Below are 23,043 nucleotides of genomic sequence, written 5' to 3' on the forward strand. Positions count from 1 at the left end.
TGCTTCTGATATCAGTAACTTGACCATGAAATATATGGCCCTTTTAGGCACATCGCAGCTTCGAGCCGTATCTCAAAATTAGTAAACAAAGCAATTAATATTGACGTTTTCTTCAGAATGACGATCACTGGACGCGCAAAGAAACTAAGTCCCGGTCCGATCCCGGGGTTGGCAGATATCTGAGGGTTAAGATGAAGTGGGATGAGTTTTCGGATTGGGGCAAACGAATTGCCGAGTGGACGCAGGACTACCATCTGACTGTTGGTGACAAACCCGTCCGCGCCCGGACTGAGCCGGGGGATATCCTCAATGCCTTGCCCGCGCGGCCACCCGAGCACGCGCAGCCACTGGAGGACGTGTTTCAGGATTTCGAACAGATCGTGATGCCAGGGATCACTCACTGGCAACACCCAAGGTTCTTTGCCTATTTCAACTCGAACGCCTCGGCCCCATCGGTCCTGGCCGAATTTCTGGCCAGCGCCATCGCACCGCAATGTATGTTGTGGCAAACCTCACCAGCCGCGACCGAGATGGAAACACGGATGATGGACTGGTTGCGTCACGCGCTGGACCTTCCCGAGGGATTCGCTGGCGTTATTCAGGACTCCGCCTCGTCGGCGACATTGGCTGCTGTCCTAACGATGCGCGAGAAGGCGTTGAAATGGCAGGGTAATCAACAAGGTTTGTTTGGGCAAAAACCCCTGTGCGTCTATTGCTCGGCCGAAGTGCACACGTCGGTCGATCGTGCCATTTGGGTTGCGGGGATTGGGCAAAACAATCTGGTGCGGATTCCGATCAAGGGAGATTGGCGCGGGATGGATCCCGAAGCACTGGAGGCAGCGATCCAGGCCGATTTAGACTCTGGTTTACATCCGGCGGGCGTTATCCTTTGCGTTGGCGGAACAGGAACGGGTGCAACCGATCCTGTGGATGAATGTCTGAAGATCGCCCAGAAATACGGTCTTTATTCCCACGTGGATGCGGCCTGGGCCGGATCGGCCATGATTTGCCCGGAATACCGCCACTACTGGCCCGGCGTGGATCAGGCCGACAGCATCGTGTTCAACCCGCATAAGTGGCTGGGTGTGCAATTTGATTGCTGCGCGCATTTTCTGAAAGACCCCGATGATCTGGTGCAGACGCTGGCGATCAGCCCCGAATTCCTCAAGACCCACGGCAAGGATGGCATCATCAACTATTCGGAATGGTCGGTGCCTCTGGGTCGCCGGTTCCGGGCGCTCAAGCTATGGTTCGTGATCCGGGCATATGGGCTGGAAGGGTTGCGCCAACGGCTGCGCAACCACGTGAACTGGTCCGTGGCGCTGCATGACCGGTTGGCGGCAGAGGCGGATTTCGAAATCGTAACTCAGCCTATGTGGTCTTTGTGGACGTTCCGCTATGCGCCGGAAGGTCATGCGGATCTGGACGACTTGAACCTGCGTTTGGTAAACGCCATCAATGACGACGGCCGCATCTATTTGACGCAAACCCGCGTGGATGGCGATCTGGTGATCCGGTTCCAGGCCGGTCAGTTCGAAACCACCGAAGACGATGTCCGAATGGCCTATGACGTCATAACCGAAATCGCCCGCTCACTGACATAGACAGGAGGTCCGGCCATGCCAGTCCAGAAAAACAGTTTCAAACAGGCTCTAATACAGGGTGAACTGCAGATCGGCTGCTGGATGAGCTTTGCCGAATCCGTCACTGCAGAAATCATGGGCACCGCCGGGTTTGACTGGCTGGTCATTGACGGAGAACATGCGCCGAACGATATCCGATCAATACGTGATCAGCTGATGGCGTTGGCGGCCTGCGCCTCGCACCCGGTGGTGCGGGTTCCGGTTGGCGAAACCGCTTTGATCAAGATGGTGCTGGATGCCGGGGCGCAAACTGTTCTGGTACCGATGGTCGAAACTGCCGATCAGGCGCGACAGTTGGTTCGGGACTGCCGTTATCCCCCAACAGGTGTGCGCGGCGTTGGGGCCGGTGCGGCCCGGGCGACTATGTACGGCTCGATCCCGGAGTACATTCAATCTGCGGACGATCAAATCTGCCTTCTGGTGCAAGTGGAAAACCGCGCCGGGATGGCCGCACTGGATGATATCCTAAAGGTCGAAGGCGTCGACGGGGTGTTTATCGGCCCAGCGGATCTGTCCACCGACATGGGATATCAAGGAAACAGCGCAGCGCCGGAAGTGCGCGCTGTCATTGCGGACGCCATCACAAAGATCAGGGCCGCGGGCAAAGCGCCCGGCATTCTGGGCACCAATGACGAGGCCAGCCAAGCCTATTATGAAATGGGCGCACAGTTTCTTGCGGTCGGCATTGATGTGATGTTGCTGGCGCAGGCATCCCGGGCGTTGGCGGCGAAATGGAAGGCGAAATAGCGCGTCAGGCGTACATGGTGGCCGCGGCCTGCGCATAACCACCCGATGCCCCATCCACAAAGTGAACATGATCGTCGCGCGTCGCCGAGGGGACGATACAGGTCATCATTGCCTCGTCTTGCGCATGCAGCCCATAGCGGATCTTGCCCTGTCCGCGTGCCTGTTCAAGCATCATCCGGATTTGCGTCAACGTGGCAGCGTCACAATCCAGCGTCATTTTCAACCCATCATCGAATTTACGGTAGTCGGCGTTGCGGCTGACCATGCGCTTGTAATGGCCGGGTTCGAAATTGCCCAACCGTTTGCCCGATGTGAACAACAGGGCGATCAAAAAGTTCTGGCCCAGCAATTTGATCCGCTGCAGCAACAAATTGTTCCCAGCTCGTGATACGCGGGCATCCAGGCCAACATCCGGAGGTGGCCAGCTGATCGGCGGGCCATCTTCTGGTACTGGATGACCCGAACGCTCCAACCCCTCCGAAGCTGACAGAACCGAGCGGGCCAAATCCGCAAAGTCACTCTCGGTCGCATTTGCTGTGGGCTGAACCACGACCGAGACGATCTGACCGTTGCGTGCTTTGCTGTTGGACCACCGACAGGACAATCCGGTCAGGTCGGGCTGCGCACCAGGTTTGGCAGGCGGCACCGTAAAGGTACCAGCCTTCATCTGCGCTTCGGCCCAGGCCAACCCGCCACCCGAAAACATGGCGTAATCCACCCCATCAGACGGCGCATAACGCGCGACCCGCAGGTCCTTTCCTGCCTTACGAATTTCGGCAACCGGAACCAACGCCGCGCGTAGCGAGATCGAGAATTCTTCTTCCGCCCAGCACCTGAGGTCCGCCAATACCGCTTTGGCGGTGTCGATCTCACTTGCGGGCACGGCGAATCCGGCACCGTCGCCGCCAAAAACATAAGGGAACTCCTTGCCGTGAAGCGCGTTGATCATGGCCGAGATCACCGCCGCGCCGACCATGTTGACCGTCTTGTATCGCCCTTTTGCGATCTCACCGGTGGAATCTACGATATCTGCCACGCCCAATGCCCAATCGCCCGGAACAGCAGAGAAACGCGCCGGGTCCACCAAACGGGTAAAGTCCCGCAACAGGGGAAGACTGTCATAGAACGCGGCCTGGGCGTCTTTCATTGGCACCTCGGATATTCGGTAAGGATAAGGATAGCCCGAATGTGATCACTGTCCGGCAAAATCAGTATAGCACACGCGCTTGTGTGTGGCACCGTGACGTGCCAAGCATTTCTTCGCCGGTTTGGGGGAGAGGGTTTTCATGAAGGCAGGTCTGGTGGTGTTGTGCCTGGGCTATGTGCTCAGCCAGTTCTTTCGCGCCTTTCTCGCGGTTCTCAGTGTTGATCTGGGGCGCGATATCGGGGCCACGCCAGAGGATCTGGCCTTTGCGTCAGGTCTTTGGTTTCTGATCTTTGCCGCCATGCAGTTGCCCGTAGGCTGGGCACTGGACCGGGTTGGACCGCGCCTGACGGCGGCGGTCTTGCTGCTGGTCGGTGGTGCCGGCGGAGCGGCATTGTTTGCCCTATCCAGCTCCCCTTTTCACATCGCCATCGCCATGGGGTTGATCGGGGTCGGCTGCTCACCGGTGTTGATGGCATCTTACTATATCTTCGCCCGCGAATTCCCACCTGCCCCCTTCGCCACTTTGGCGGCTGTCATGCTGGGCGTCGGATCGGTCGGCAATCTGGTTGCCTCGTACCCTACTGCGCTGGCGGTCGAGCTGATGGGATGGCGCGCCACGATGGGGACGCTAGCTGTTTTTTCTGCCGCGATCGCGTTGGGCATCTGGTTCAGCGTGCATGATCCCAAACGTGTCGAGACCGAACACAGGGGATCGGTGCTGGACCTGCTGAAAGAACCCGCCCTGTGGGCGATCCTGCCGCTGATGCTGGTGGCCTATGCCCCGTCGGCGGCGACGCGCGGCCTTTGGGCCGGGCCATACCTCAGCGATACCTTCGGCCTTAGCACCACCCAGATCGGGACAGCGACCCTGATTATGGGGGCGGCGATGATTGCAGGTACCTTTGCTTATGGGCCGCTCGATCGAATGCTAGGCACGCGAAAGTGGGTGATCTTTGGCGGCAACGCGCTGGGCACAGTGGGGCTGGTTCTGATGTGCCTTTGGGTGGACAACGCGGTTTGGCTGTCAGTTGTTTTGATGGCAGCGATCGGGTTTCTGGGGGCCAGCTTTCCGGTCATCATGGCTCATGGACGGGCCTTTGTGCCACCGCATCTGGTTGGGCGCGGCATGACCCTGCTGAACCTCTTTGGCATTGGCGGTGTAGGACTGGCGCAATTTGTTACCGGCCGCATCCACGCTGCCACGGTGGACATCAGCCCGACCGCGCCCTACACAGCGATATTCGGCTTTTTTACGGTCACGCTGGCCATCGGTTGCGTGATCTATCTGTTCAGCCGCGACAGCGTCGACTGACGCTGGAACTGCCAGGAGTGTCCATGTCCGACCCGCGCGTCATTGCCCCCAACCTCAAACGCAGACTTTCGGGTGTGACCGCGACGATTGCCCGGTTGGTGCCGCTGCAGGTGCAATGGATCGACATCGCCGCCACCGGGCCGGGCTTGCCGGAAGACATCCCACATATCCCGCTGGGCCGCCTGCCCTTTTTGTCGCGCAAAACACTGCGCGTCTGGCACGCGCGCCGCAATACCGAGATGCTGCTGGGCCTGATCCTGCGCAATGTGCTGCGGCTGCGGTTGAAGCTGCTGTTCACCAGCGCCTCGCAACGCGCGCATAGCGGCTACACCAAATGGCTGATCGACAAAATGGACGCGGTCGTCGCGACTTCGCGCAAAACCGCCGAGTATCTGGAGAGAGATGCGCAGGTCATCATGCATGGCATCAACTTGCAGGATTTCACACCGCCCGAAGACAAAGCAGCTGTTCGGGCGCGACTGGGTTTGCCAGATGGTCTATTGCTGGGCTGCTACGGCCGCATTCGTCACCAGAAGGGCACCGATGCCTTTGTCGATGCAATGATCGAACTGTGCGGCCGCTTTGACGACGTCCATGGCATCGTCATGGGCCGCGCCACGGAAAAGCACACCAGCTTCCTGACCGAACTGAAAGACAAGGTCGCCGAGGCGGGCCTGTCCGACCGCGTTCTGTTCATGCCCGAGGTGACCGTCGATCAGATCGCCGAATGGTATCAGGTGCTGGACCTGTTCATCGCCCCGCAACGGTGGGAAGGGTTCGGCCTGACGCCGCTGGAAGCAATGGCCTGCGGCGTGCCGGTTGTTGCGACCGACGTAGGCGCGTTCTCCGAGATCGTCACCGACCCGTCGCTGGGCCGAGTGGTCGAACCTGGTGATATCCCCGCGCTGGCCGAAGCCGCCGCCGAGATGTTGTCCGACTGCGAATCCCTTGCCCATTCCGGTATCGCAGCCCGCACCCATGTCGAGCAGAATTTCGACATCAGTGGTGAGGCAAAGACGCTCGTGGCGCTCTATGAACGGCTCCTGAGCGACACCTGACGCGCCGGACTGCGTAAAATCGGCGTCATTACGGGAATAATGCCCCGAAAACTCTTTTTTCTTTGCCGCAACGCAGCTATGAACGCGCGTCCTTAACATTGGAGACATGAAATGGGCTATCGCGTCGTAGTCGTCGGCGCCACGGGTAACGTGGGCCGCGAAATGCTGAACATTCTGGCTGAACGCCAGTTCCCCGTCGATGAACTTGCTGTTCTGGCAAGCCGTCGTTCGCTGGGCACTGAAGTAAGCTTTGGCGACACGACACTCACTACCAAGGATCTGGACACGTTCGATTTCACAGGCTGGGACATGGCGCTGTTCGCCGTGGGGTCCGAAGCGACCAAGGTCTACGCCCCCAAGGCGGCGGCCGCAGGCTGCGTGGTGATCGATAACTCGTCGCTGTATCGCTATGACCCGGACATTCCGCTGATCGTACCGGAATGTAACCCGCAGGCGATCCACGACTACAAAAACAAGAACATCATCGCCAACCCCAACTGCTCGACCGCGCAGATGGTTGTCGCGCTGAAGCCGCTGCATGACCGCGCGCGCATCAAGCGCGTCGTCGTGTCGACCTATCAGTCGGTGTCTGGCGCCGGTAAGGAAGGTATGGATGAGCTGTGGGATCAGACCAAAGCGGTCTACAACCCAACCACGGACGTGCCGCCGAACAAGTTCCAGAAGCAGATCGCCTTCAACGTCATTCCCCAGATTGACGTCTTCATGGAAGACGGCTCGACCAAGGAAGAGTGGAAGATGGTTGTGGAAACCAAAAAGATCGTCGATCCGTCGATCAAGGTCACGGCCACCTGCGTCCGCGTTCCGGTCTTTGTTGGCCACTCTGAGGCCGTGAACATCGAGTTCGAAGAATTTCTGGACGAAGACGAAGCACGCGACATCCTGCGCGAGGCACCGGGTATCATGGTGATCGACAAGCGCGAACCCGGTGGCTACGTCTCGCCGATCGAATGCGCGGGCGATTTCGCAACATTCATCAGCCGCATTCGTCAGGACTCGACCATTGAGAACGGCATCAACCTGTGGTGCGTTTCGGACAACCTGCGCAAAGGTGCAGCCCTGAACGCAGTACAAATCGCCGAATTGCTGGGCCGTGAGGTTCTGAAAAAGGGCTAAGTTCCTTTTCAGCATTTAGCGAACAGAGAATTTAAGCCTCGCCTTTCCCGGCGGGGCTTTTTTTGTCTGGTGTAGCGCGACAATTGTTTGCCTGCTTTCTGCAGCCTTTTTGCTGTTTTCTTGGCCAAATGTTCAGCCCGCTTTGCAATCAAACTTGATATGCAGTAAGTTTACTGCATATTGATTTCGATGACAGATGATCACCTCGATCTTATTTTCAAAGCTCTCTCCGACAGCACGCGCCGCCGCATCATCGACCATCTGAGCAAACAAACGGCTCAGTCATTGTTCGAGGTATGCGCGGCATCGGTTGCAGAGGATGGCATCGCTTTGTCCCGCCAGACGGTTTCCCAGCATCTCACCGTTTTGGAGAAGGCTGGTTTGATCGAGACCACATGGAGGGGGCGGACGAAAGCCCATTCGCTAATCGTCAACGAAGATCATATCGCCGCGGCATCATGGCTCATGAAATACAAACAGAAGGGATAGAAAAATGAAAATCTATGTGACCAACGTTTTTGTCGACGACCAAGACAAGGCAGAAAAATTCTATACTGATACTCTCGGCTTCACAGTTAAGAACAATATCCCGTTGGGTGAAAATCGTTGGCTGACAGTGGCGTCAAGCGAAGAACCCGAAGGAAAAGAGTTGTTGCTTGAACCAAGCGACCACCCTGCTGTGAAACCTTATAAAGAAGCACTTGTCTCTGACGGTATCCCTGCACATTCGTTTCAGGTGAAAGACCTGGATGAAGAAAGGAAAAGGCTGGGCGATCTTGGCGTAGGGTTCACTGTTGAGCCAATGGATGCCGGACCGGTTCGCATGGCGATCTTTGACGATACCTGTGGGAACCTCATTCAATTGATCCAGATGATGGACACTGCCCAATAGTAAACGTCAAATTAGTCACCATGATCTCCTTCCGAACGGCATCTAAAAGCCGTTCGGTTAAATCGCAGTATCCGGCAGAATCGACTCGAACAAAAATGAGAGCTTCTGCCAATCACCCCTGCTGCTCAACCAATGCCTTGAGGTTTGTCAGACCGCGCTCGTAATCTCCGCCGACCCACTTATCCATCATCAGGCCCATCCAGCGCGACATGGGGTTCATGCCTAGATCGGATTCGAACCCCCAAGTCACCTGAGTCTGTTCACCCTCGGGCGTCAGATCGAAGGAGGCCGATGCGGACCCCATCGGACCGAAATCAAGCGCCGTTATGACGGTTTGATCCGGAACGCTTTCGACGATTTCCTGTGACCCAGTACCAACCTGCGGGTGTTCAGATGCCCAATTCAAGGTGTTGCCAACGCCCGCCTCGGGGCCGCTGTAGGACAGCTGGGTTTCGGGATCGCGCGTCAACCAAGGTGACCATTTTTCAGTTTCCTGCATCGAATTCACGTAAGGAAAGATAGCGCTGGCGGGTGCGTTGATCGTGATGCTGCGGGACAGTTCGGCCTTGCCCGGCAAAAGGTAAGACACACCAACCAGAACCAGAATAAGAACAAGCAGAGTGATGAAAATACGTTTTATGAATCGCATGACGCGCTCCTGATCGAAAGAGTGTGTTTTCGATCATAGCAAAAAATGGCGCGAAATCAGAGACCTGATCCGCGCCATTCGAAAACTCTCAGATGTCAGCCCGTTTAGACAACCACGAATTTCTTCTCAGCCGGGTCATAGCATTGCAGGCCACCTTCACCGATGTCGGTCCACAGCCCATGCAAGCTCAGCGAGCCGTCATCTACCGCAGATGAAACGAAGGGAAAGGTCATCAGGTTCTCCAGCGATGCAACGACTGCCTGCCGTTCAAACTGCCGTGCCTGATCGACGCTGTCTTCAACATCGGCAACCAAATCATATTTCGGTTTCAGGATATCCATCCAGCGGCCAACAAAGCTTTCTTTCGCCTCCAGTTGCGGGGCTTTTCCCTTGCACATGTCGATGCAGCCCTGAACACCTCCGCATTGCGAGTGGCCCAGAACGATCAGGTGCGCAACTTTCAGCGCCGTAACCGCGTATTCGATTGCCGCACTGGTGCCGTGGTGATCGCCATCAGGGGCGTAAGGCGGCACAAGGTTGGCGATGTTGCGGTGAATAAAGAACTCGCCCTGATCAGCGCCGAAGATCGATGTTACGTGAACCCGGCTGTCACAGCATGAAATCACCATCGCGCGCGGGCGCTGTCCCTCGGTCGCCAGGCGGCGATACCAGACCTGATTTTCTGAATAGGTGGTGGCTTTCCATCCGTGATACCGCTTGACCAGGTAGGTCGGCAGAGGTTTGGCTAAGTCCATTCTCATGTCCCCGTTCTTGTATCTGCCGGCTGCTGTAACCTGAATTCGTAGAAAATTCGACCCATTTTCCAGCATCGACGCAAGGTTTTGCAAAGGATTCTACCGTCAATGTCCAGCTATGCCGTGGGGGCGTAGAAAATTGGGGTAGATGTGGTGGATAAAATAGTCACGCTTGAACAAAAAGAAACCGTTTGGCTGGATACGGACCGCTTGAACGGGCTGTATCACCAATTGGGCGACAAGAACGCATTGGATGTTTTGTGCCGTACGGTAGAGGAATTGGCCGTGCGCCTGTCAAACTGCGAGCAGTTTTGGCGTCAACGCGACTGGGCCGGGCTGCGCAAATGTGCGCGGTCACTGGTGGCCATTGCCGAACAGATTGGCATGACGGCGCTGGCCCGAGTCGCCGGTGATGTGGCGCAATCGGTGGATGTTGGGGATGCGGTCGCGACGGGGGCCACCCTGTCGCGCCTGATCCGCGTAGGTGAGAAATCACTGACCGTGATCTGGGATCAGCAGGATCTTTCCCTCTGACGGGGCTTGCGGACGGATCGTGGGCGGCTAGGCTGGGCGCAATTCGAACCAGCCGAGATACACATGACCCTGTCCTTCGCTTCGCCGTCCGAACCCTCTGTTCCGCTGCATGTCATTTCGCAACCCGATCTCGACAATTGGCTGCAAGACCAGCCAAGCCACATCGCATCGTGGGTCGAGGCCAATGGATTCACCGGGGCCATGGGACAGGCTCTGCTGATCCCTCAATCAGATGGTGCGCCCCAAATGGCCTTGGCGGGTTATGGCAATAGCAGCAAGCGCGCGCGCAAACGGTTCCCGTTGGCAGCGGCGGCCGAAGCCTTGCGGAAGGGAACCTATCACATCGCATCAGGTGTGCCCGCTGATGCGATAAGCAACGAGTGCCTTGGTTGGTTGTTCACAGGATATGCCTTTAACCGTTACGCCAATCAATCACCCGCCAAGGCGCGCCTCGTCGCACCGGAAGGTGTTGATGCCGCGCGGATTGAGGCGCTGGCCAGTGCCGAGGCGCTGACCCGCGATTTGGTCAACACACCGGCCTCGGACATGGGACCGGATCAGCTGCAGGCCGCGGCCGAGGATTTGACGCAGGAATTCGGCGCGACATGTTCGACGATTCAAGGCGACGCCCTGCTGGACCAGAATTTCCCACTGATTCACACGGTCGGACGCGCCGCCGCGCAAACACCGCGCCTGATCGAGATGACATGGGGCAACACCGGGCCCAAACTGACCCTTGTCGGCAAAGGTGTGTGCTTTGACACTGGCGGACTGAATCTGAAACCAGGGAATTCGATGTCCCTGATGAAAAAGGACATGGGCGGTGCGGCCAATGTGCTGGGTCTGGCACGGATGATCATGGCACTAAAGCTACCTGTACAACTGCGCGTGCTGATCCCGGCAGTCGAGAACTCGGTCGCAGGGAATGCCTTCCGTCCGGGGGATATCCTGACCTCGCGCAAAGGTCTGACGGTGGAGATCAACAACACCGACGCCGAAGGGCGGTTGGTTCTGGCCGACGCATTGGCGCTGGCGGATGAGGGTGAACCTGACCTGATCATCTCGATGGCGACGTTGACCGGTGCCGCGCGCGTGGCGGTTGGTCCCGATCTGGCGCCCTTTTACACCGATGACGATGGCGCGGCAGACGCGCTGGCCAACGCTGGTCGGCAATCGGCCGACCCTGTCTGGCGGATGCCTTTCCATGAACCCTATGAGGCGATGATCGAACCCGGCATTGCTGATTTGGACAATGCTCCATTAGGTGGGTTCGCAGGCTCGATCACCGCGGCCCTGTTCCTGCGCCGCTTTGTGGGTGACAGCCGCTATATGCATTTCGACATCTATTCCTGGCAGCCCAGCAAAGCCCCCGGACGCAGCAAGGGCGGTCTGGGCCAAGGGCCGCGTGCCGTGCTGACCGCCCTGCCCGAGATTCTGAACCTATGACCCGCCTGCGCGTCATAAAGCCGGTTGTTGATTTGTTGCGCAGCCCGAATGGCCCAAGGGATCGGCAGCTGTTGTTTAGCGACCCGGTAGATGTTGTTGACGATACCGATGGGTGGAGCTGGATCACCTCGGTCAAGGATGGCTATCCCGGTTGGGTCAGGTCCGATCAACTGGGGCCTGAGGCGCAACAGACCCACTGGGTCACCGCGCCCGCGACACATGCCTATCAACGGCCCGACATGAAAAGCCCGGACCGCGTATCGCTGAGTTTTGGCAGCAAATTATGCGTGCTGTCGGAACAGAATAGATTTCTGGAAACTGAACTGGGGTTCATTCCGGCGATTCACGCCAAACTCAGAGCAACGCACCTGACCGACCCCGTAGCGGTGGCCGAGCTATTTCTGGGCACGCCCTATCTTTGGGGGGGAAACAGTTGCTTCGGTATTGATTGTTCTGGGTTGGTTCAGGCCGGTTTACTGGCCTGCGGCATACCCTGCCCCGGTGATAGCAGTGATCAGGAACGCGAACTGGGTACGGCGCTGCCTGCCGGAACTGAACCAAAGCGCGGGGATCTATTGTTCTGGAAAGGTCACGTGGCATGGGTCTATGGTGAGAACATGCTGCTTCACGCCAACGCCTACCACATGGATGTGACGTTCGAGCCGATGGATCAAGCAATCACACGGATTCTGGAGCAGGGCGACGGGCCAGTAACTTCCCACAAAAGGCTCTAATCAAGGTCGACAGACCGGATCAGCTTGCGTTCCAACACGCGCAGCACGTTGCGCAGGTCATGGCCTCGCTTCAGGATCCGCCCGTCCATGCCGATCACTGAATACATCCCCTGTTTGGATCGCAGACGAGGGTGTTTTTCAACCCGGTAGATCGGATGCTCTGCCGTGCGTCTGAAAATGGAAAAAACCGCCATGTCGCGCAGGTTGGAAATACCATAGTCGCGCCATTCTCCGGCGGCGACCATCTTGCCATAGACGGACAGGATATGTGACATCTCGCGCCGGTCGAACGCGACGGGCATCTGGGCCGAGTTTGCAGAAAACCGGCTGGGAGGCTGCATGTTCATACCCTCAGCCTTGCCGGAAAACGCATTTGAATCAAGTCCGGTGCCAACAGGTGTGGTAATTTTGAATCGTTTCGCCTTACCGTCGCCCAACTTGTCGACAGATTAGAATCACCGGCAAAAGCCCAACGGCCAGGATCACAAGCGAGGGTACCGCTGCCCCCTCCAACCGTTCGTCCGAGGCCAGACGATAGGCCTGGACCGCAAGCGTATCAAAGTTGAATGGGCGCATGATCAGGGTCGCGGGCAGCTCTTTCATCACGTCCACAAACACGATCAACAAGGCCGTCAGCAATGAGGGTGTCAGGATTGGCAAATGCACACGGCGCAAGGTGCCCAGCGGCGATTGGCCCAAAGACCGGGACGCAGCATCCATATTGGCGTGCACTGTGCTCTGCCCACCCTCATACGCGCTGAGCGCTGCCGCCAGAAAGCGCACCATGTAAGCTGCCACCAGCAACCAGATCGAACCCGTCACCAGCAGACCTGTCGAGACGTCGAACGTCTGGCGCATCCACGAATCCAGCGCGTTGTCGAATCTGGCGAAGGGTACCATCAGGCCAACAGCGATCACGCCGCCGGGCACCGCATAGCCCAACCGCGCCAGATAGCCTGTGGTCGATGATCCTCGACCCGGACGAAGGCGCTGAAAGAACCCAACACAGATCGCGGCGCAGACCGTAACCACGGCGGCCACTCCTGCAAGTGTCAGCGAGTTTTGAATGAACCCGATATATCGCCGAGACAGCAGGTTTTGTTCCGAGGTCAGGCCCATCTGGATCAAGATAAATACCGGCAGCAAGAACCCCAGTACCACTGGAATAGCGCACAAGGTTATGGCTGCTGCGGATTGCCAGCCCTTAAGCTGCGCCGAAGGCAGGGACGCATGGCTTTTGCCTGCTTGATAGTACTTTGCCTTGCCGCGCTGCGTCCGCTCGGCCACGGCCATGACCAGCGCAAAACCCAGCAGGCACAAAGCCAACTGCGCCGCAGCCGCTCGGTCGCCGATCGAGAACCAGCTTGTGTAGATACCGGTGGCAAAGGTCTGAACACCGAAATAGGCGACCGTGCCGAAATCAGCGATGGTTTCCATGATGGCCAGCAGGACACCCCCGGCAATGGCTGGACGAGCCATCGGCAGCGAGACATGCCAGAATGCCAACCACGGGCTTTTGCCCAGCGCACGGGCGGCCAGAAAAGCGGTGGCGCTTTGTTGCAAAAACGCGGCTCGCGCCAGCAGGTATACATAAGGGTAGAGCACAAGGATCAGCATCGCCGCCGCGCCCTCGGTCGATCGGATTTCCGGGAACCAATAGTCGCGCGGCCCCCAACCCGTCACGTCGCGCAGCGTGGTCTGCACGATACCAGGATGATCCAGAATGAAAGTATAGGCATAAGCCAGAACATAGGCTGGAAAGGCCAGCGGCAAGACCAGTGCAATTTCCAGAAAGCGCACCCCAGGGAAGCGCGTCATCGTGACCAGCCACGCCGCGCCGACCCCGATAGAGAACGTGCCGATAGCCACCAAAACGACAAGGATCACGGTTGTTAGCGCATAACCGGGTAAAACCGTCTCAAACAGATGTGAGACCGTATCCGTACCGCCCGTCACTGCCGCCAGAACAACCGCAACCATGGGCAGAAGACAAGCGGCTGCTACCATATAAGCCACAGTGGCCACCAACCGGGTGCCCAGCGCGCCGCGATTGCGTTTCCCGTGTTCTGAATAGTCGATTTCGGCCATGGACCCGGATTGTGACTGGCGTTGGCTATTGATCAGCCTTTAATCGACCAAAATGCTAAGAAACACCAGTGCAGGAAAAACAAATCTGCGGCACATACTGCCGCAGACATGGCTCGGGGTTATTCGTAAACGCGCTGATCCTCGATCACCAACCCGTCCTTCGGCAGTGATCCGGGGGTTACAACCTCGATTGCGCCTTTCAGTTTCAGCACCTCGACCACGGATTTGGCATAGGCCATGTCGTCTCCGCCTGCGCTTTCGATCTGAACGGTCATCGTGTCCATCTCACCCTGTCGGGCAGCGATGACACGGGCTTTGACGATTTCCTCGTGCTTATCGACCAATGCTGCCACCTGTTCAGGACGCACAAACATGCCCTTGATCTTGGTGGTCTGGTCCGCGCGACCCATCCAACCCTTGATCCGAAGGTTGGTCCGCCCACAGGGTGAAACACCCGGCATGATCGCGGACAGATCACCCGTGGCAAAGCGGATCAGCGGGTAATCGGGGTTCAAAGAGGTCACCACAACCTCACCCACCTCACCCGGCTCTACCGGTGTTCCGGTGCCAGGGGTGACAACCTCGATGATGACATGTTCGTCGATGATCATCCCTTCCATCGCGGCGCTTTCATAGGCGATGTTGCCCAGATCGGCCGTGGCATAGCATTGCAGGCAGGAAATACCCCGATCAGCATAATCCTGACGCAAAGATGGGAACAGCGCGCCGCCGCCCACAACAGCCTTCGAGAAGTTCAGGGCCACGCCCATCTCATCTGCCTTGTCCAGAATGACCTTCAGATAGTCCGGTGTGCCCGCATAGGACGTGCAGCCCACATCGCGCGCTGCTGTCACCTGCAATTCGGTCTGACCGGTACCCGCTGGCAGCACAGCGGCCCCTACCGCGCGCGCGCCGCTCTCAAAAATCATACCAGCTGGCGTGAGGTGATAGCCGAAACAGTTTTGCACGATATCTCCGGGTCCGACGCCGGCGGCGTTCAGGAAACGCCCCATGCGCCACCAGTCATGATCCGTACTGCCGGGCTCATAGATCGGACCGGGAGACTGGAACACATGATGGAAATGTCGGGCTGGTTTGACGGTAAATCCGCCGAATGGCGGACGCGACGCCTGTGCTTGCGCCAGATCGGATTTCCGCAATACCGGCAGTTTCACCAGATCGTCGGCTGAAATCACCGCGCTGGCATCCGCATCCGCCAGATGCGCAGCAAAGCCCGGAGCGGACAGGGCGCGGTCAATCTGAGTACGCAGCGCCTGTGCCTGATCGGCGGAGCGTTCATCGGCTGATCGGGTTTCAAGAGCGTCGTAGTAGGTCATCGCCAGATCCTCCATTCGCTTACAACCACCTCTTGCGGCGGCGGTAAGATCGCACGTCACGGAAGCTTTTGCGGCCTTCGTCGGACATGCCCAGATAGAACTCTTTCACGTCCGGGTTTTCGCGCAAATCTGCTGCCGGACCGTCCATCACGACGCGCCCGGATTCCAGAATATAGCCGTAATGGGCAAACCTTAGAGCCACATTGGTGTTCTGTTCGGCCAACAGGAAAGAAACACCTTCTTTCTCGTTCAGGTCCTTCACGATACCGAAGATCTCTTCGACCAGCTGCGGCGCCAGACCCATCGAGGGTTCGTCCAGCAGGATCGTCTCGGGCCGCGACATCAAAGCTCGGCCCATTGCAACCATCTGTTGCTCACCACCTGAAGTGTAGCCTGCCTGCGACCGGCGGCGTTCTTTCAGACGAGGAAAATACGTGTAGACCAGTTCAAGGTCCTGCTGGATGGCGGCCTTGCCATCCTTGCGGGTATAGGCCCCGGTCAGCAGATTTTCTTCAACCGTCAGGTGTTCAAAACAATGGCGGCCTTCCATCACCTGGATGACGCCCTTTTCCACCAGATCGGCAGGATCGCTTTCATGCACGCTGGTGCCGCGATATTCGATCGTACCTTTAGTGACTTCACCGCGTTCCGAATGCAAAAGGTTCGACACCGCCTTGAGCGTTGTCGTCTTACCCGCGCCATTGCCGCCCAGCAGGGCCGTGATACCGCCCTTGGGCACAGTCAGGCTGACGCCTTTCAGAACGAGGATCACGTGATTATAGATCACCTCGATATTGTTGACCTCAAGCAGGGTTTCCGACTTGGTGTCAGTGGTTTGTGCCGCATCCAGCATCTGCGCGTGTCCTTAAGCGAGTGTGGGGTTCGGGACGGCGGTCTGCCGCCGCCCCGGGTTGTTCAAAGCGCTGTATCAGCAACGCCCTTCAATGTTGTTTTCTGCTGCATAAGCCGCAGAATCTTCATCGATTAGCGCGCCGATCACTTCACCATCGGTCTGCTTGAAGTCCGAGATCAGCGTCCAGGTCTTGTTTGCTGCATCCCACTGCGTCACACCCACAAGGGCGTCGCCGCCGTGGTTTTCGCAGGAGACCGAGAAGGTCGGACCGAAGTTTGCCAGGCCCAGTTCGGCCATCTTCTCTTCAGTCATCTCCAGTGCTTCCATACCGGCACGCATCTCTGACGGGGTGATTTCCGCATTGCCGGAGATTTCCTGGGCTTTCTTGATGGCTTCGGCAGCCAGAACAGCCGCGTACAGGCCACGGTTGTACAGAACCGTGCCTACCTGATCGCCCGCGCCTGCAGCCTTGCCTGCGTCGACAACGTGTTTCTGCAGATCGTCAAAGACCGGGAAGTCCGTGCCCACGTTGTGGAAGGTCAGCGCCTTATAGCCATTGGCGGCTTCGCCCGCTGGCAGCACATCGTTCTCCGAACCGGACCACCAGATACCGATGAAGTTTTCCATCGGGAACCGGATGTTGGCGGCCTCTTGCACAGCAACCTGGTTCATCACGCCCCAGCCCCACATTAGGACATAGTCGGGACGATCACGGCGGATTTGCAGCCATTGTGACTTCTGTTCCTGACCCGGGTGATCGACCGGCAGGGCGACCAGTTCAAAACCGTGCTTCTTGGACAGCTCTTCCAGCGTGCGGATCGGTTCCTTACCATAGGCCGAGTTGTGGTAGACCAGTGCGATTTTCTTGCCGCTCAGATCACCACCGTTTTCCTCAAGCAGATAGTTGACCGCACCCGAGGCCCCGTCCCAGTAGTTGGCGGGATAGTTGAAGGTGTGGCTAAACACATCGCCGTTCTTGGCCGAAGTTCGACCATAACCCATCGTGTGCAACGGAATATCATCCGCAGTAACTTTTGGGATCAGCTGATAGGTGATGCCTGTCGACAGCGGCTGGTACACCAATGCGCCTTCGCCCTTGGTGGATTCATAGCACTCAACGCCTTTTTCGGTGTTGTAGCCGGTTTCGCATTCGACCATGCGGATCGGAACACCGCCGATGCCGCCATCGCGCTCATTCAGCAGAGTGAAATAGTCGTTGTAGCCATCCGAGAACGGAATACCGCCAGCGGCGTAAGGCCCGGTACGATAGCTCAAATCGGGGATCACAAGATCCGCCAGAGCGGGTCCTGCAGCCATCAGGGCGCTCAGCGCCGCGGTTGCCAGTTTCAATTTCATCGGGTGTCTCCTCCCTTGGTTAGTCCGATGTTGCATTCAGGCTTGTTCCGCCCGTTTTTTCCTTGGGCCGATCCCTTAGTGTGGGAACGGCCATAGTCTGAGTTTTTCTTTCGCCACACGCCACAGCTGCGCCAGCCCGTGCGGTTCCAGGATCAGGAACATGATGATCAGCGCGCCCACGATCACCAGCTGCAGATGCGCCACGATATCCGTGGGCCAGCCCAGAACGTCGACGCCCACCACTTTCAGGACCACCGGCAGCAAAACAAGGAAAGCTGCACCGGCGAACGATCCGAAAATAGACCCTAACCCGCCAATAATGATCATGAACAGGACCAGGAACGATTTCTGGATACCAAAGACTTCGCCAACCTCGACCGCGCCTAGATAGACCGCGAAGAACAGCGCGCCCGCGATACCGATGAAGAACGAGCTGACGGCAAAGGCGCTCATCTTGGCCTTTAGTGGGTTCACCCCAATGATCTCTGCCGCGATGTCCATGTCACGGATCGCCATCCATGTCCGGCCCGTCGTGCCGCGCGTCAGGTTGCGCGCGATCAGGGCACTGACGGCCAGGAAAATCAGGCAGAACATATAGGTGGCCCAAGCAGGGGCATTTGGGCCGGTGATGATGATGCCGAAAACATCCCGTTCCGGTGCGTTGATCTGACCCGAGGCAGAATAATTGTAGAACCACGGCACCCGGTTGAAGAGCCACACAAGGAAGAACTGCGCCGCCAACGTGGCCACCGCGAGATAGAACCCCTTGATCCGCAGGCTCGGCAGGCCGAACAGCACCCCGACAAAGGCCGTTATGCCGCCGGCAAGAATGACATGGATGAACATGCTGACATCCGGGAATGAGGTCATCAGCTTGTAGCAGGCATAGGCGCCCACAGCCATGAAGCCACCGGTACCCAAGGATACCTGCCCGCAATACCCCACAAGAATGTTCAACCCGATTGCCGCAATGGCATAAATCAAAAAGGGCAGTAACAGCGCGTTGGCCCAGTAGTCATTGATGACGAAGGGAATTATCCCGAAAGCCACCGCCAGAACCACATAATACCGATACCGGTCGAACTTGATCGGAAAGGTTTGGCTGTCATCTGTGTAGGAGGTTTTGAAATCCCCGGCCTCACGATAAAACATGTCTTACTTTCCCCATTCTTCCTGCGCCCGGTTGCGGGCCTCGGCGTCCAGCTGCTTGGAGCCTTTTGCATATCCGCTCGCCTCTGAGGCGCGCACAAGTTTCATGTAGGCCAGGATGCCCATGGCGAGCCCGGCAAAAGCCAGAATTGCTGCAATCACCAACTGGCCTTCAGTCAAATCATCCGAAGTGAGCGCGATGTAGCCAAAAGCCCAGAACCCGGCCCATGCGATCACGTTGATGATGGCGATCAGCTTGGTCATGCCGCTAGACCCTCTCGATGATCTTCTCACCGAACAGACCTTGCGGCCTGAACACGAGGAAGATCAGCGCCAGTACGTACGCAAACCAGTTTTCGGTCGCTCCGCCGACCAGCGGGCCGATGGCAAACTCGAACAGTTTCTCGCCCACACCAATGATCAACCCGCCGACGATGGCACCGGGGATCGAGGTGAACCCGCCCAACATCAGCACCGGCAGCGCCTTGAGCGCGATCAGTGACAGTGAAAACTGCACGCCCGATTTGGTGCCCCACATGATGCCTGCAACCAGTGCGACAAAACCCGCAACCGACCACACCATAATCCAGATGAAGTTCAGCGAGATGCCGACCGACAGAGCCGCCTGGTGGTCATCCGCCACGGCGCGCATCGCCCGGCCCTGCTTGGTGTATTGGCTGAATGCAACCAGTGCGGTCACCAGAAGCGCGGCAATCACCGTCGCCACAATGTCCAGATTGTCGATAAAGAAGCCGTAACCGAAGATGTTGAACGTGGTCTCGTCGATCCAAAGGTTGATGCCCTGTGGCAGACCGACATCCAATGTCTTGATCTCGGATCCCCACATCAGGTCAGCCACGCCCTCAAGGAAATAGGCCAGACCGATGGTCGCCATGAACAGGATGATCGGCTCTTGACCGACCAAATGCCGCATCACAAAGCGCTGTACCGCCCAGGCCAGCAGAACCATGACACCCATCGTCAGGATAATCGCCACAAACGCTGGCACATTCCATCCGAACTTGTGGATATGAGTCCCGAAAGTAGCGTTGATCAGGTGGGCAAACGGGACCTGCCCGTTCATGATCCCCACAAGCGTCATGGCGGCAAACAGGGCCATAACCCCTTGGGCGTAGTTGAAGATTCCGGACGCTTTGTAGATCAATACAAAGCCCAGCGCGACCAGAGCGTACAGCACACCGGCCATAAGACCGTTGAGGAAAACCTCCATCGCGAAAATCAGCTGATCAGGCATGTGTGCCCCCTCTCATGTCTGTCAGTTGCTCAGTCATGACTTACCCCCAGATAGGCGTCGATGACTTCCTGATTGCTGCGCACCTCATCCGGGGTGCCGTCGCCGATCTTCTTGCCGTAATCCATCACGACCACCCGATCGCTCAGGTCCATCACAACACCCATGTCATGCTCGATTAGCGCGATGGTGGTGCCAAACTCGTCATTCACGTCGAGGATAAAGCGGCTCATGTCCTCTTTCTCTTCAACGTTCATGCCGGCCATAGGTTCATCCAGCAGCAACAGTTTGGGTTCCGCCGCCAGCGCACGAGCCAGTTCGACCCGCTTTTTCAGACCGTATGGCAGACGGGATACCGGAGTTTTACGGATGTGCTGAATTTCGAGAAAGTCGATGATTTTCTCGACCGCTTCGCGGTTTTCAACCTCTTCCGCCTCAGCCTTGCCCTTCCACAGGGCCTGCTGAAAGAGGTTGGTTTTCATATAGTTCAGCCGCCCGGTCATGACGTTGTCCAGCACGCTCATGCCTTCGAAAAGGGCAATGTTCTGGAACGTCCGGGCAATACCTTGCCGCGCAACTTCATAAGGGCGCATCTGCGGACGCTTGGCCCCATGGAACCAGACCTCGCCCTCCTGCGGGATATAGAACCCTGAAATCACGTTCAGCATCGAGGATTTACCGGCGCCGTTCGGACCGATGATGGCGCGGATCTCGCCTTCACGAATGTCGAATGAGATATCCTTGATCGCCACCACACCGCCAAAACGCAGGGTGATGTTCTTCATCTCCATCACCACGCCGCCGATCTTGCGGCCATCTTCGGTGACATATCCTTCGGAGTTATCCAGCATCAGTCACTCCCTGACTTGCGGAAAAACGGGACGGCGGGCGGGGCGATGACCGCAGGTCGAGCGGCGCATGACCGGCCCTCATTCCGCCGCCACCTTGTGCTGCGCAACCGGTACGACCGGCGCATCCACGATTTCAAGCGTGGCACTGATCGACCCCTTGCGGCCGTCTTCATAGGTCACTTCGGTCGTGGTTGAGACCTGCTTGGACCCGTCATAAAGCGCATCGATGATGTCACTGAACTTGTCCTCGACAAATCCGCGGCGCACCTTCCGCGTACGGGTCATCTCACCGTCATCCGCGTCCAGTTCTTTGTGCAGAACCACAAAGCGATGCACCTGACAGCCCGACAACATCTCATCAGCGGCTACAGACTTGTTCACCTCTTCGACATGGCTACGAATCGTCTCTAACACACGGGGATTTGCAGTCAGTTCCTGATAAGACGCATAGGCTACGTTGTTGCGTTCCGCCCAGTTGCCCACTGCTGTGAGGTCAATATTGATAAAGGCCACGCAGCGGTCTTTGCCGTTTCCGAACAAAACAACCTCAAGGATGTCGGGATAGAATTTCAACTTGTTCTCGACGTATTTCGGCGCAAACATCGACCCGTCGGCCATCTTGCCAACGTCCTTGGCGCGGTCAATTATCCGCAAATGTCCTGAGTTTTCTTCGATGAAACCGGCATCGCCAGTGGCAACCCATCCCTCGGCGTCCTTGGTCGAGGCCGTGGAATCCGGGTTGTTATAGTACTCGACAAACACACCGGGCGAGCGGTAGTGGATTTCGCCCTTGTCGTCGATCTTCAGCTCAACGTCCGGGGCGGGCACACCAACGGTATCGGCGCGCACCTCTCCATCGGGTTGAACCGTGATAAATACGGTCGCTTCGGTCTGACCATAAAGCTGTTTCAGGTTGATGCCCAAAGAGCGGTAAAAATCAAAAATCTCCGGCCCGATAGCTTCACCCGCAGTATAACCTACGCGGAAGCGGCCATAACCCAGTGTATCCTTGAGCGGCCCGTAAACCAGCAGGTTGCCCAGCGCGTATTTCACGCGGTCGCCGAACCCCACCGGCTTACCGTCCAGCAGCAGCCCGCCTACTTTCTTGGCATGCGCCATGAAGTGATGGAACATACGCTGCTTCAACTTGCCAGCGTCCTCCATCCGGATCATCACATTGGTCAGCTGAGTTTCAAACACTCGTGGTGGGGCGAAGAAATAAGTCGGCCCGATTTCGCGCAGATCGGTCATCATCGTGTCGGCGCTTTCGGGGCAGTTTACGCAAAAGCCACACCAATAGGCCTGACCGATGGAAAAGATGAAATCGCCTACCCAAGCCATCGGCAGGTAAGACAGGATGTCTTCGTTCCGGTTCAAATGATCGAACTCGGCGGAGTTCTTGGCGCTTTCGATCACGTTGCGGTTCGACAGCACCACGCCCTTGGGTTTACCCGTGGTGCCCGACGTATACAGCATGACGCAGGTGCCGTCGTATTCGATCTCGGCAATCCGACGATCCAGTTCCTCGTCAAAGCGCGCGTGCCCGGCACTGCCCTCAGCCATCAGGTCGTCCAGCGCGTTCATCTGGCTGTGATCGTATTTCCGCATCCCCCGTTTGTCGGTGTAGAGGATGTGTTTGACCTGATGCAGGTTCTCCTGAATCTCGATGACCTTGTCGACCTGCTCCTGATCACCGCAGACGACGTATTTTGCGCCGCAATGATCCAGCACATAGGCCATCTCTTCGGCGACTGCGTCCTGATAAAGCGGCACCGGCACGGCACCCACCATCTGAGCCGCAACCATCGACCAGTAGTGCGCCGGACGATTGCGCCCGATCACTGCGATGTGGTCGCCTTTTTCAACGCCAAGCTCCAGAAAGCCCAGGGCAATCGCACGGATTTCCCTGGCCGTTTCGGCCCAGGTCCAGCATTGCCAGATTCCGAATTCCTTTTCCCGGTAGGCCGGGGCGTCCCCGAACCGGGTCGCATTGCGGTGTAGCAGCGCCGGAAGAGAGTGCATCCCTTCAGCGCCCGACTGCGTCTGAGCCAATCTCTTTCTCCTCCCCATCCGACCCCTCCTCCGGGCCGGAAACGGCGGACCAGG

23 protein-coding genes are annotated in these 23,043 nt (G+C 57.6%); 10 read left to right on the forward strand and 13 right to left on the reverse strand.

The window, feature by feature from the left end; genetic code table 11:
- Positions 1-191: 191 nt before the first annotated feature.
- Together AC2FI9_RS04055 and AC2FI9_RS04060 are read left to right on the forward strand one after the other, a co-directional pair.
- A complete protein-coding gene (locus AC2FI9_RS04055; RefSeq protein WP_496765852.1) occupies positions 192-1,604 on the forward strand; it encodes a pyridoxal phosphate-dependent decarboxylase family protein in 1,413 nt (470 codons plus the stop codon).
- Positions 1,605-1,619: 15 nt separating this feature from the next.
- Positions 1,620-2,390: an HpcH/HpaI aldolase family protein gene (locus AC2FI9_RS04060; protein ID WP_496726215.1), complete on the forward strand. Its 771-nt coding sequence runs from the start codon at positions 1,620-1,622 to the stop codon at positions 2,388-2,390.
- A 4-nt stretch (positions 2,391-2,394) separates the two neighbouring features.
- Here the strand turns inward: AC2FI9_RS04060 and AC2FI9_RS04065 are convergent, their stop codons facing one another.
- Positions 2,395-3,537 carry a DUF3095 domain-containing protein gene (locus tag AC2FI9_RS04065; protein ID WP_496765854.1) on the reverse strand — a complete coding sequence of 381 codons (1,143 nt, stop codon included), beginning with the start codon at positions 3,535-3,537 and terminating at the stop codon, positions 2,395-2,397.
- Positions 3,538-3,676: 139 nt separating this feature from the next.
- On the opposite strand from AC2FI9_RS04065, the gene AC2FI9_RS04070 reads away from it, so the two are divergent.
- The 5 genes from AC2FI9_RS04070 (at position 3,677) to AC2FI9_RS04090 (ending at position 7,933) form a co-directional block, all read left to right on the forward strand.
- The gene (locus AC2FI9_RS04070) at positions 3,677-4,849 is read left to right on the forward strand and encodes an MFS transporter (RefSeq protein ID WP_496765858.1); all 1,173 of its coding nucleotides are present in this window, start codon (positions 3,677-3,679) and stop codon (positions 4,847-4,849) included.
- Between the two features lie 23 nt (positions 4,850-4,872).
- Positions 4,873-5,907: a glycosyltransferase family 4 protein gene (locus tag AC2FI9_RS04075; RefSeq protein WP_496765864.1), complete on the forward strand. Its 1,035-nt coding sequence runs from the start codon at positions 4,873-4,875 to the stop codon at positions 5,905-5,907.
- Between the two features lie 111 nt (positions 5,908-6,018).
- The gene (locus AC2FI9_RS04080; RefSeq protein ID WP_496765869.1) at positions 6,019-7,041 is read left to right on the forward strand and encodes an aspartate-semialdehyde dehydrogenase; all 1,023 of its coding nucleotides are present in this window, start codon (positions 6,019-6,021) and stop codon (positions 7,039-7,041) included.
- Positions 7,042-7,230: 189 nt separating this feature from the next.
- A complete protein-coding gene (locus AC2FI9_RS04085) occupies positions 7,231-7,530 on the forward strand; it encodes an ArsR/SmtB family transcription factor (protein ID WP_496765871.1) in 300 nt (99 codons plus the stop codon).
- A 4-nt stretch (positions 7,531-7,534) separates the two neighbouring features.
- Positions 7,535-7,933 carry a VOC family protein gene (locus AC2FI9_RS04090; protein ID WP_496765875.1) on the forward strand — a complete coding sequence of 133 codons (399 nt, stop codon included), beginning with the start codon at positions 7,535-7,537 and terminating at the stop codon, positions 7,931-7,933.
- 112 nt (positions 7,934-8,045) lie between these two features.
- Here the strand turns inward: AC2FI9_RS04090 and AC2FI9_RS04095 are convergent, their stop codons facing one another.
- The gene (locus AC2FI9_RS04095) at positions 8,046-8,582 is read right to left on the reverse strand and encodes an SRPBCC family protein (protein WP_496765876.1); all 537 of its coding nucleotides are present in this window, start codon (positions 8,580-8,582) and stop codon (positions 8,046-8,048) included.
- Between the two features lie 104 nt (positions 8,583-8,686).
- Positions 8,687-9,337, reverse strand: a complete 651-nt coding sequence (locus tag AC2FI9_RS04100; protein ID WP_282119743.1) for a carbonic anhydrase — start codon at positions 9,335-9,337, stop codon at positions 8,687-8,689.
- A 153-nt stretch (positions 9,338-9,490) separates the two neighbouring features.
- Between AC2FI9_RS04100 and AC2FI9_RS04105 the strand changes: the two genes are divergently transcribed.
- The 3 genes from AC2FI9_RS04105 to AC2FI9_RS04115 all read left to right on the forward strand — a co-directional run bounded on the left by AC2FI9_RS04105 (position 9,491) and on the right by AC2FI9_RS04115 (position 12,051).
- The gene (locus tag AC2FI9_RS04105; protein ID WP_496765878.1) at positions 9,491-9,871 is read left to right on the forward strand and encodes a hypothetical protein; all 381 of its coding nucleotides are present in this window, start codon (positions 9,491-9,493) and stop codon (positions 9,869-9,871) included.
- A gap of 63 nt (positions 9,872-9,934) precedes the next feature.
- Positions 9,935-11,317, forward strand: coding sequence for a leucyl aminopeptidase family protein (locus tag AC2FI9_RS04110; RefSeq protein ID WP_496765881.1), 1,383 nt, complete (start codon positions 9,935-9,937; stop codon positions 11,315-11,317).
- Entirely contained in the window at positions 11,314-12,051 is a 738-nt protein-coding gene (locus tag AC2FI9_RS04115; RefSeq protein WP_496765883.1) for a C40 family peptidase, read from the forward strand. The genes AC2FI9_RS04110 and AC2FI9_RS04115 overlap by 4 nt, the downstream gene beginning before the upstream one ends.
- On the opposite strand, the gene AC2FI9_RS04120 is transcribed toward AC2FI9_RS04115, so the two are convergent.
- The 10 genes from AC2FI9_RS04120 to AC2FI9_RS04165 form a co-directional block, all read right to left on the reverse strand.
- Positions 12,048-12,398, reverse strand: coding sequence for a DUF2794 domain-containing protein (locus AC2FI9_RS04120; RefSeq protein ID WP_496765885.1), 351 nt, complete (start codon positions 12,396-12,398; stop codon positions 12,048-12,050). The genes AC2FI9_RS04115 and AC2FI9_RS04120 overlap by 4 nt on opposite strands.
- Positions 12,399-12,474: 76 nt before the next feature.
- Positions 12,475-14,139: an ABC transporter permease gene (locus AC2FI9_RS04125; protein ID WP_496765887.1), complete on the reverse strand. Its 1,665-nt coding sequence runs from the start codon at positions 14,137-14,139 to the stop codon at positions 12,475-12,477.
- A 119-nt stretch (positions 14,140-14,258) separates the two neighbouring features.
- Positions 14,259-15,476, reverse strand: a complete 1,218-nt coding sequence (locus AC2FI9_RS04130) for a phenylacetate--CoA ligase family protein (protein WP_496765892.1) — start codon at positions 15,474-15,476, stop codon at positions 14,259-14,261.
- A gap of 19 nt (positions 15,477-15,495) precedes the next feature.
- The gene (locus tag AC2FI9_RS04135) at positions 15,496-16,329 is read right to left on the reverse strand and encodes an ABC transporter ATP-binding protein (protein ID WP_058275083.1); all 834 of its coding nucleotides are present in this window, start codon (positions 16,327-16,329) and stop codon (positions 15,496-15,498) included.
- 75 nt (positions 16,330-16,404) lie between these two features.
- Positions 16,405-17,685, reverse strand: coding sequence for an ABC transporter substrate-binding protein (locus AC2FI9_RS04140; RefSeq protein WP_496697506.1), 1,281 nt, complete (start codon positions 17,683-17,685; stop codon positions 16,405-16,407).
- A 75-nt stretch (positions 17,686-17,760) separates the two neighbouring features.
- Positions 17,761-18,837 carry a branched-chain amino acid ABC transporter permease gene (locus AC2FI9_RS04145; protein ID WP_496765895.1) on the reverse strand — a complete coding sequence of 359 codons (1,077 nt, stop codon included), beginning with the start codon at positions 18,835-18,837 and terminating at the stop codon, positions 17,761-17,763.
- A gap of 3 nt (positions 18,838-18,840) precedes the next feature.
- A complete protein-coding gene (locus AC2FI9_RS04150) occupies positions 18,841-19,098 on the reverse strand; it encodes a hypothetical protein (protein ID WP_496765905.1) in 258 nt (85 codons plus the stop codon).
- Positions 19,099-19,102: 4 nt separating this feature from the next.
- Positions 19,103-20,089: a branched-chain amino acid ABC transporter permease gene (locus tag AC2FI9_RS04155; RefSeq protein WP_496726229.1), complete on the reverse strand. Its 987-nt coding sequence runs from the start codon at positions 20,087-20,089 to the stop codon at positions 19,103-19,105.
- Between the two features lie 29 nt (positions 20,090-20,118).
- On the reverse strand, positions 20,119-20,937 hold the full coding sequence (locus AC2FI9_RS04160) for an ABC transporter ATP-binding protein (RefSeq protein ID WP_496765909.1): 819 nt from the start codon (positions 20,935-20,937) through the stop codon (positions 20,119-20,121).
- A gap of 78 nt (positions 20,938-21,015) precedes the next feature.
- A complete protein-coding gene (locus AC2FI9_RS04165) occupies positions 21,016-22,959 on the reverse strand; it encodes an AMP-binding protein (protein WP_496766098.1) in 1,944 nt (647 codons plus the stop codon).
- Between the last annotated feature and the right edge of the window lie 84 nt (positions 22,960-23,043).

Source organism: Ruegeria sp. CDSA246, from assembly GCF_059611225.1.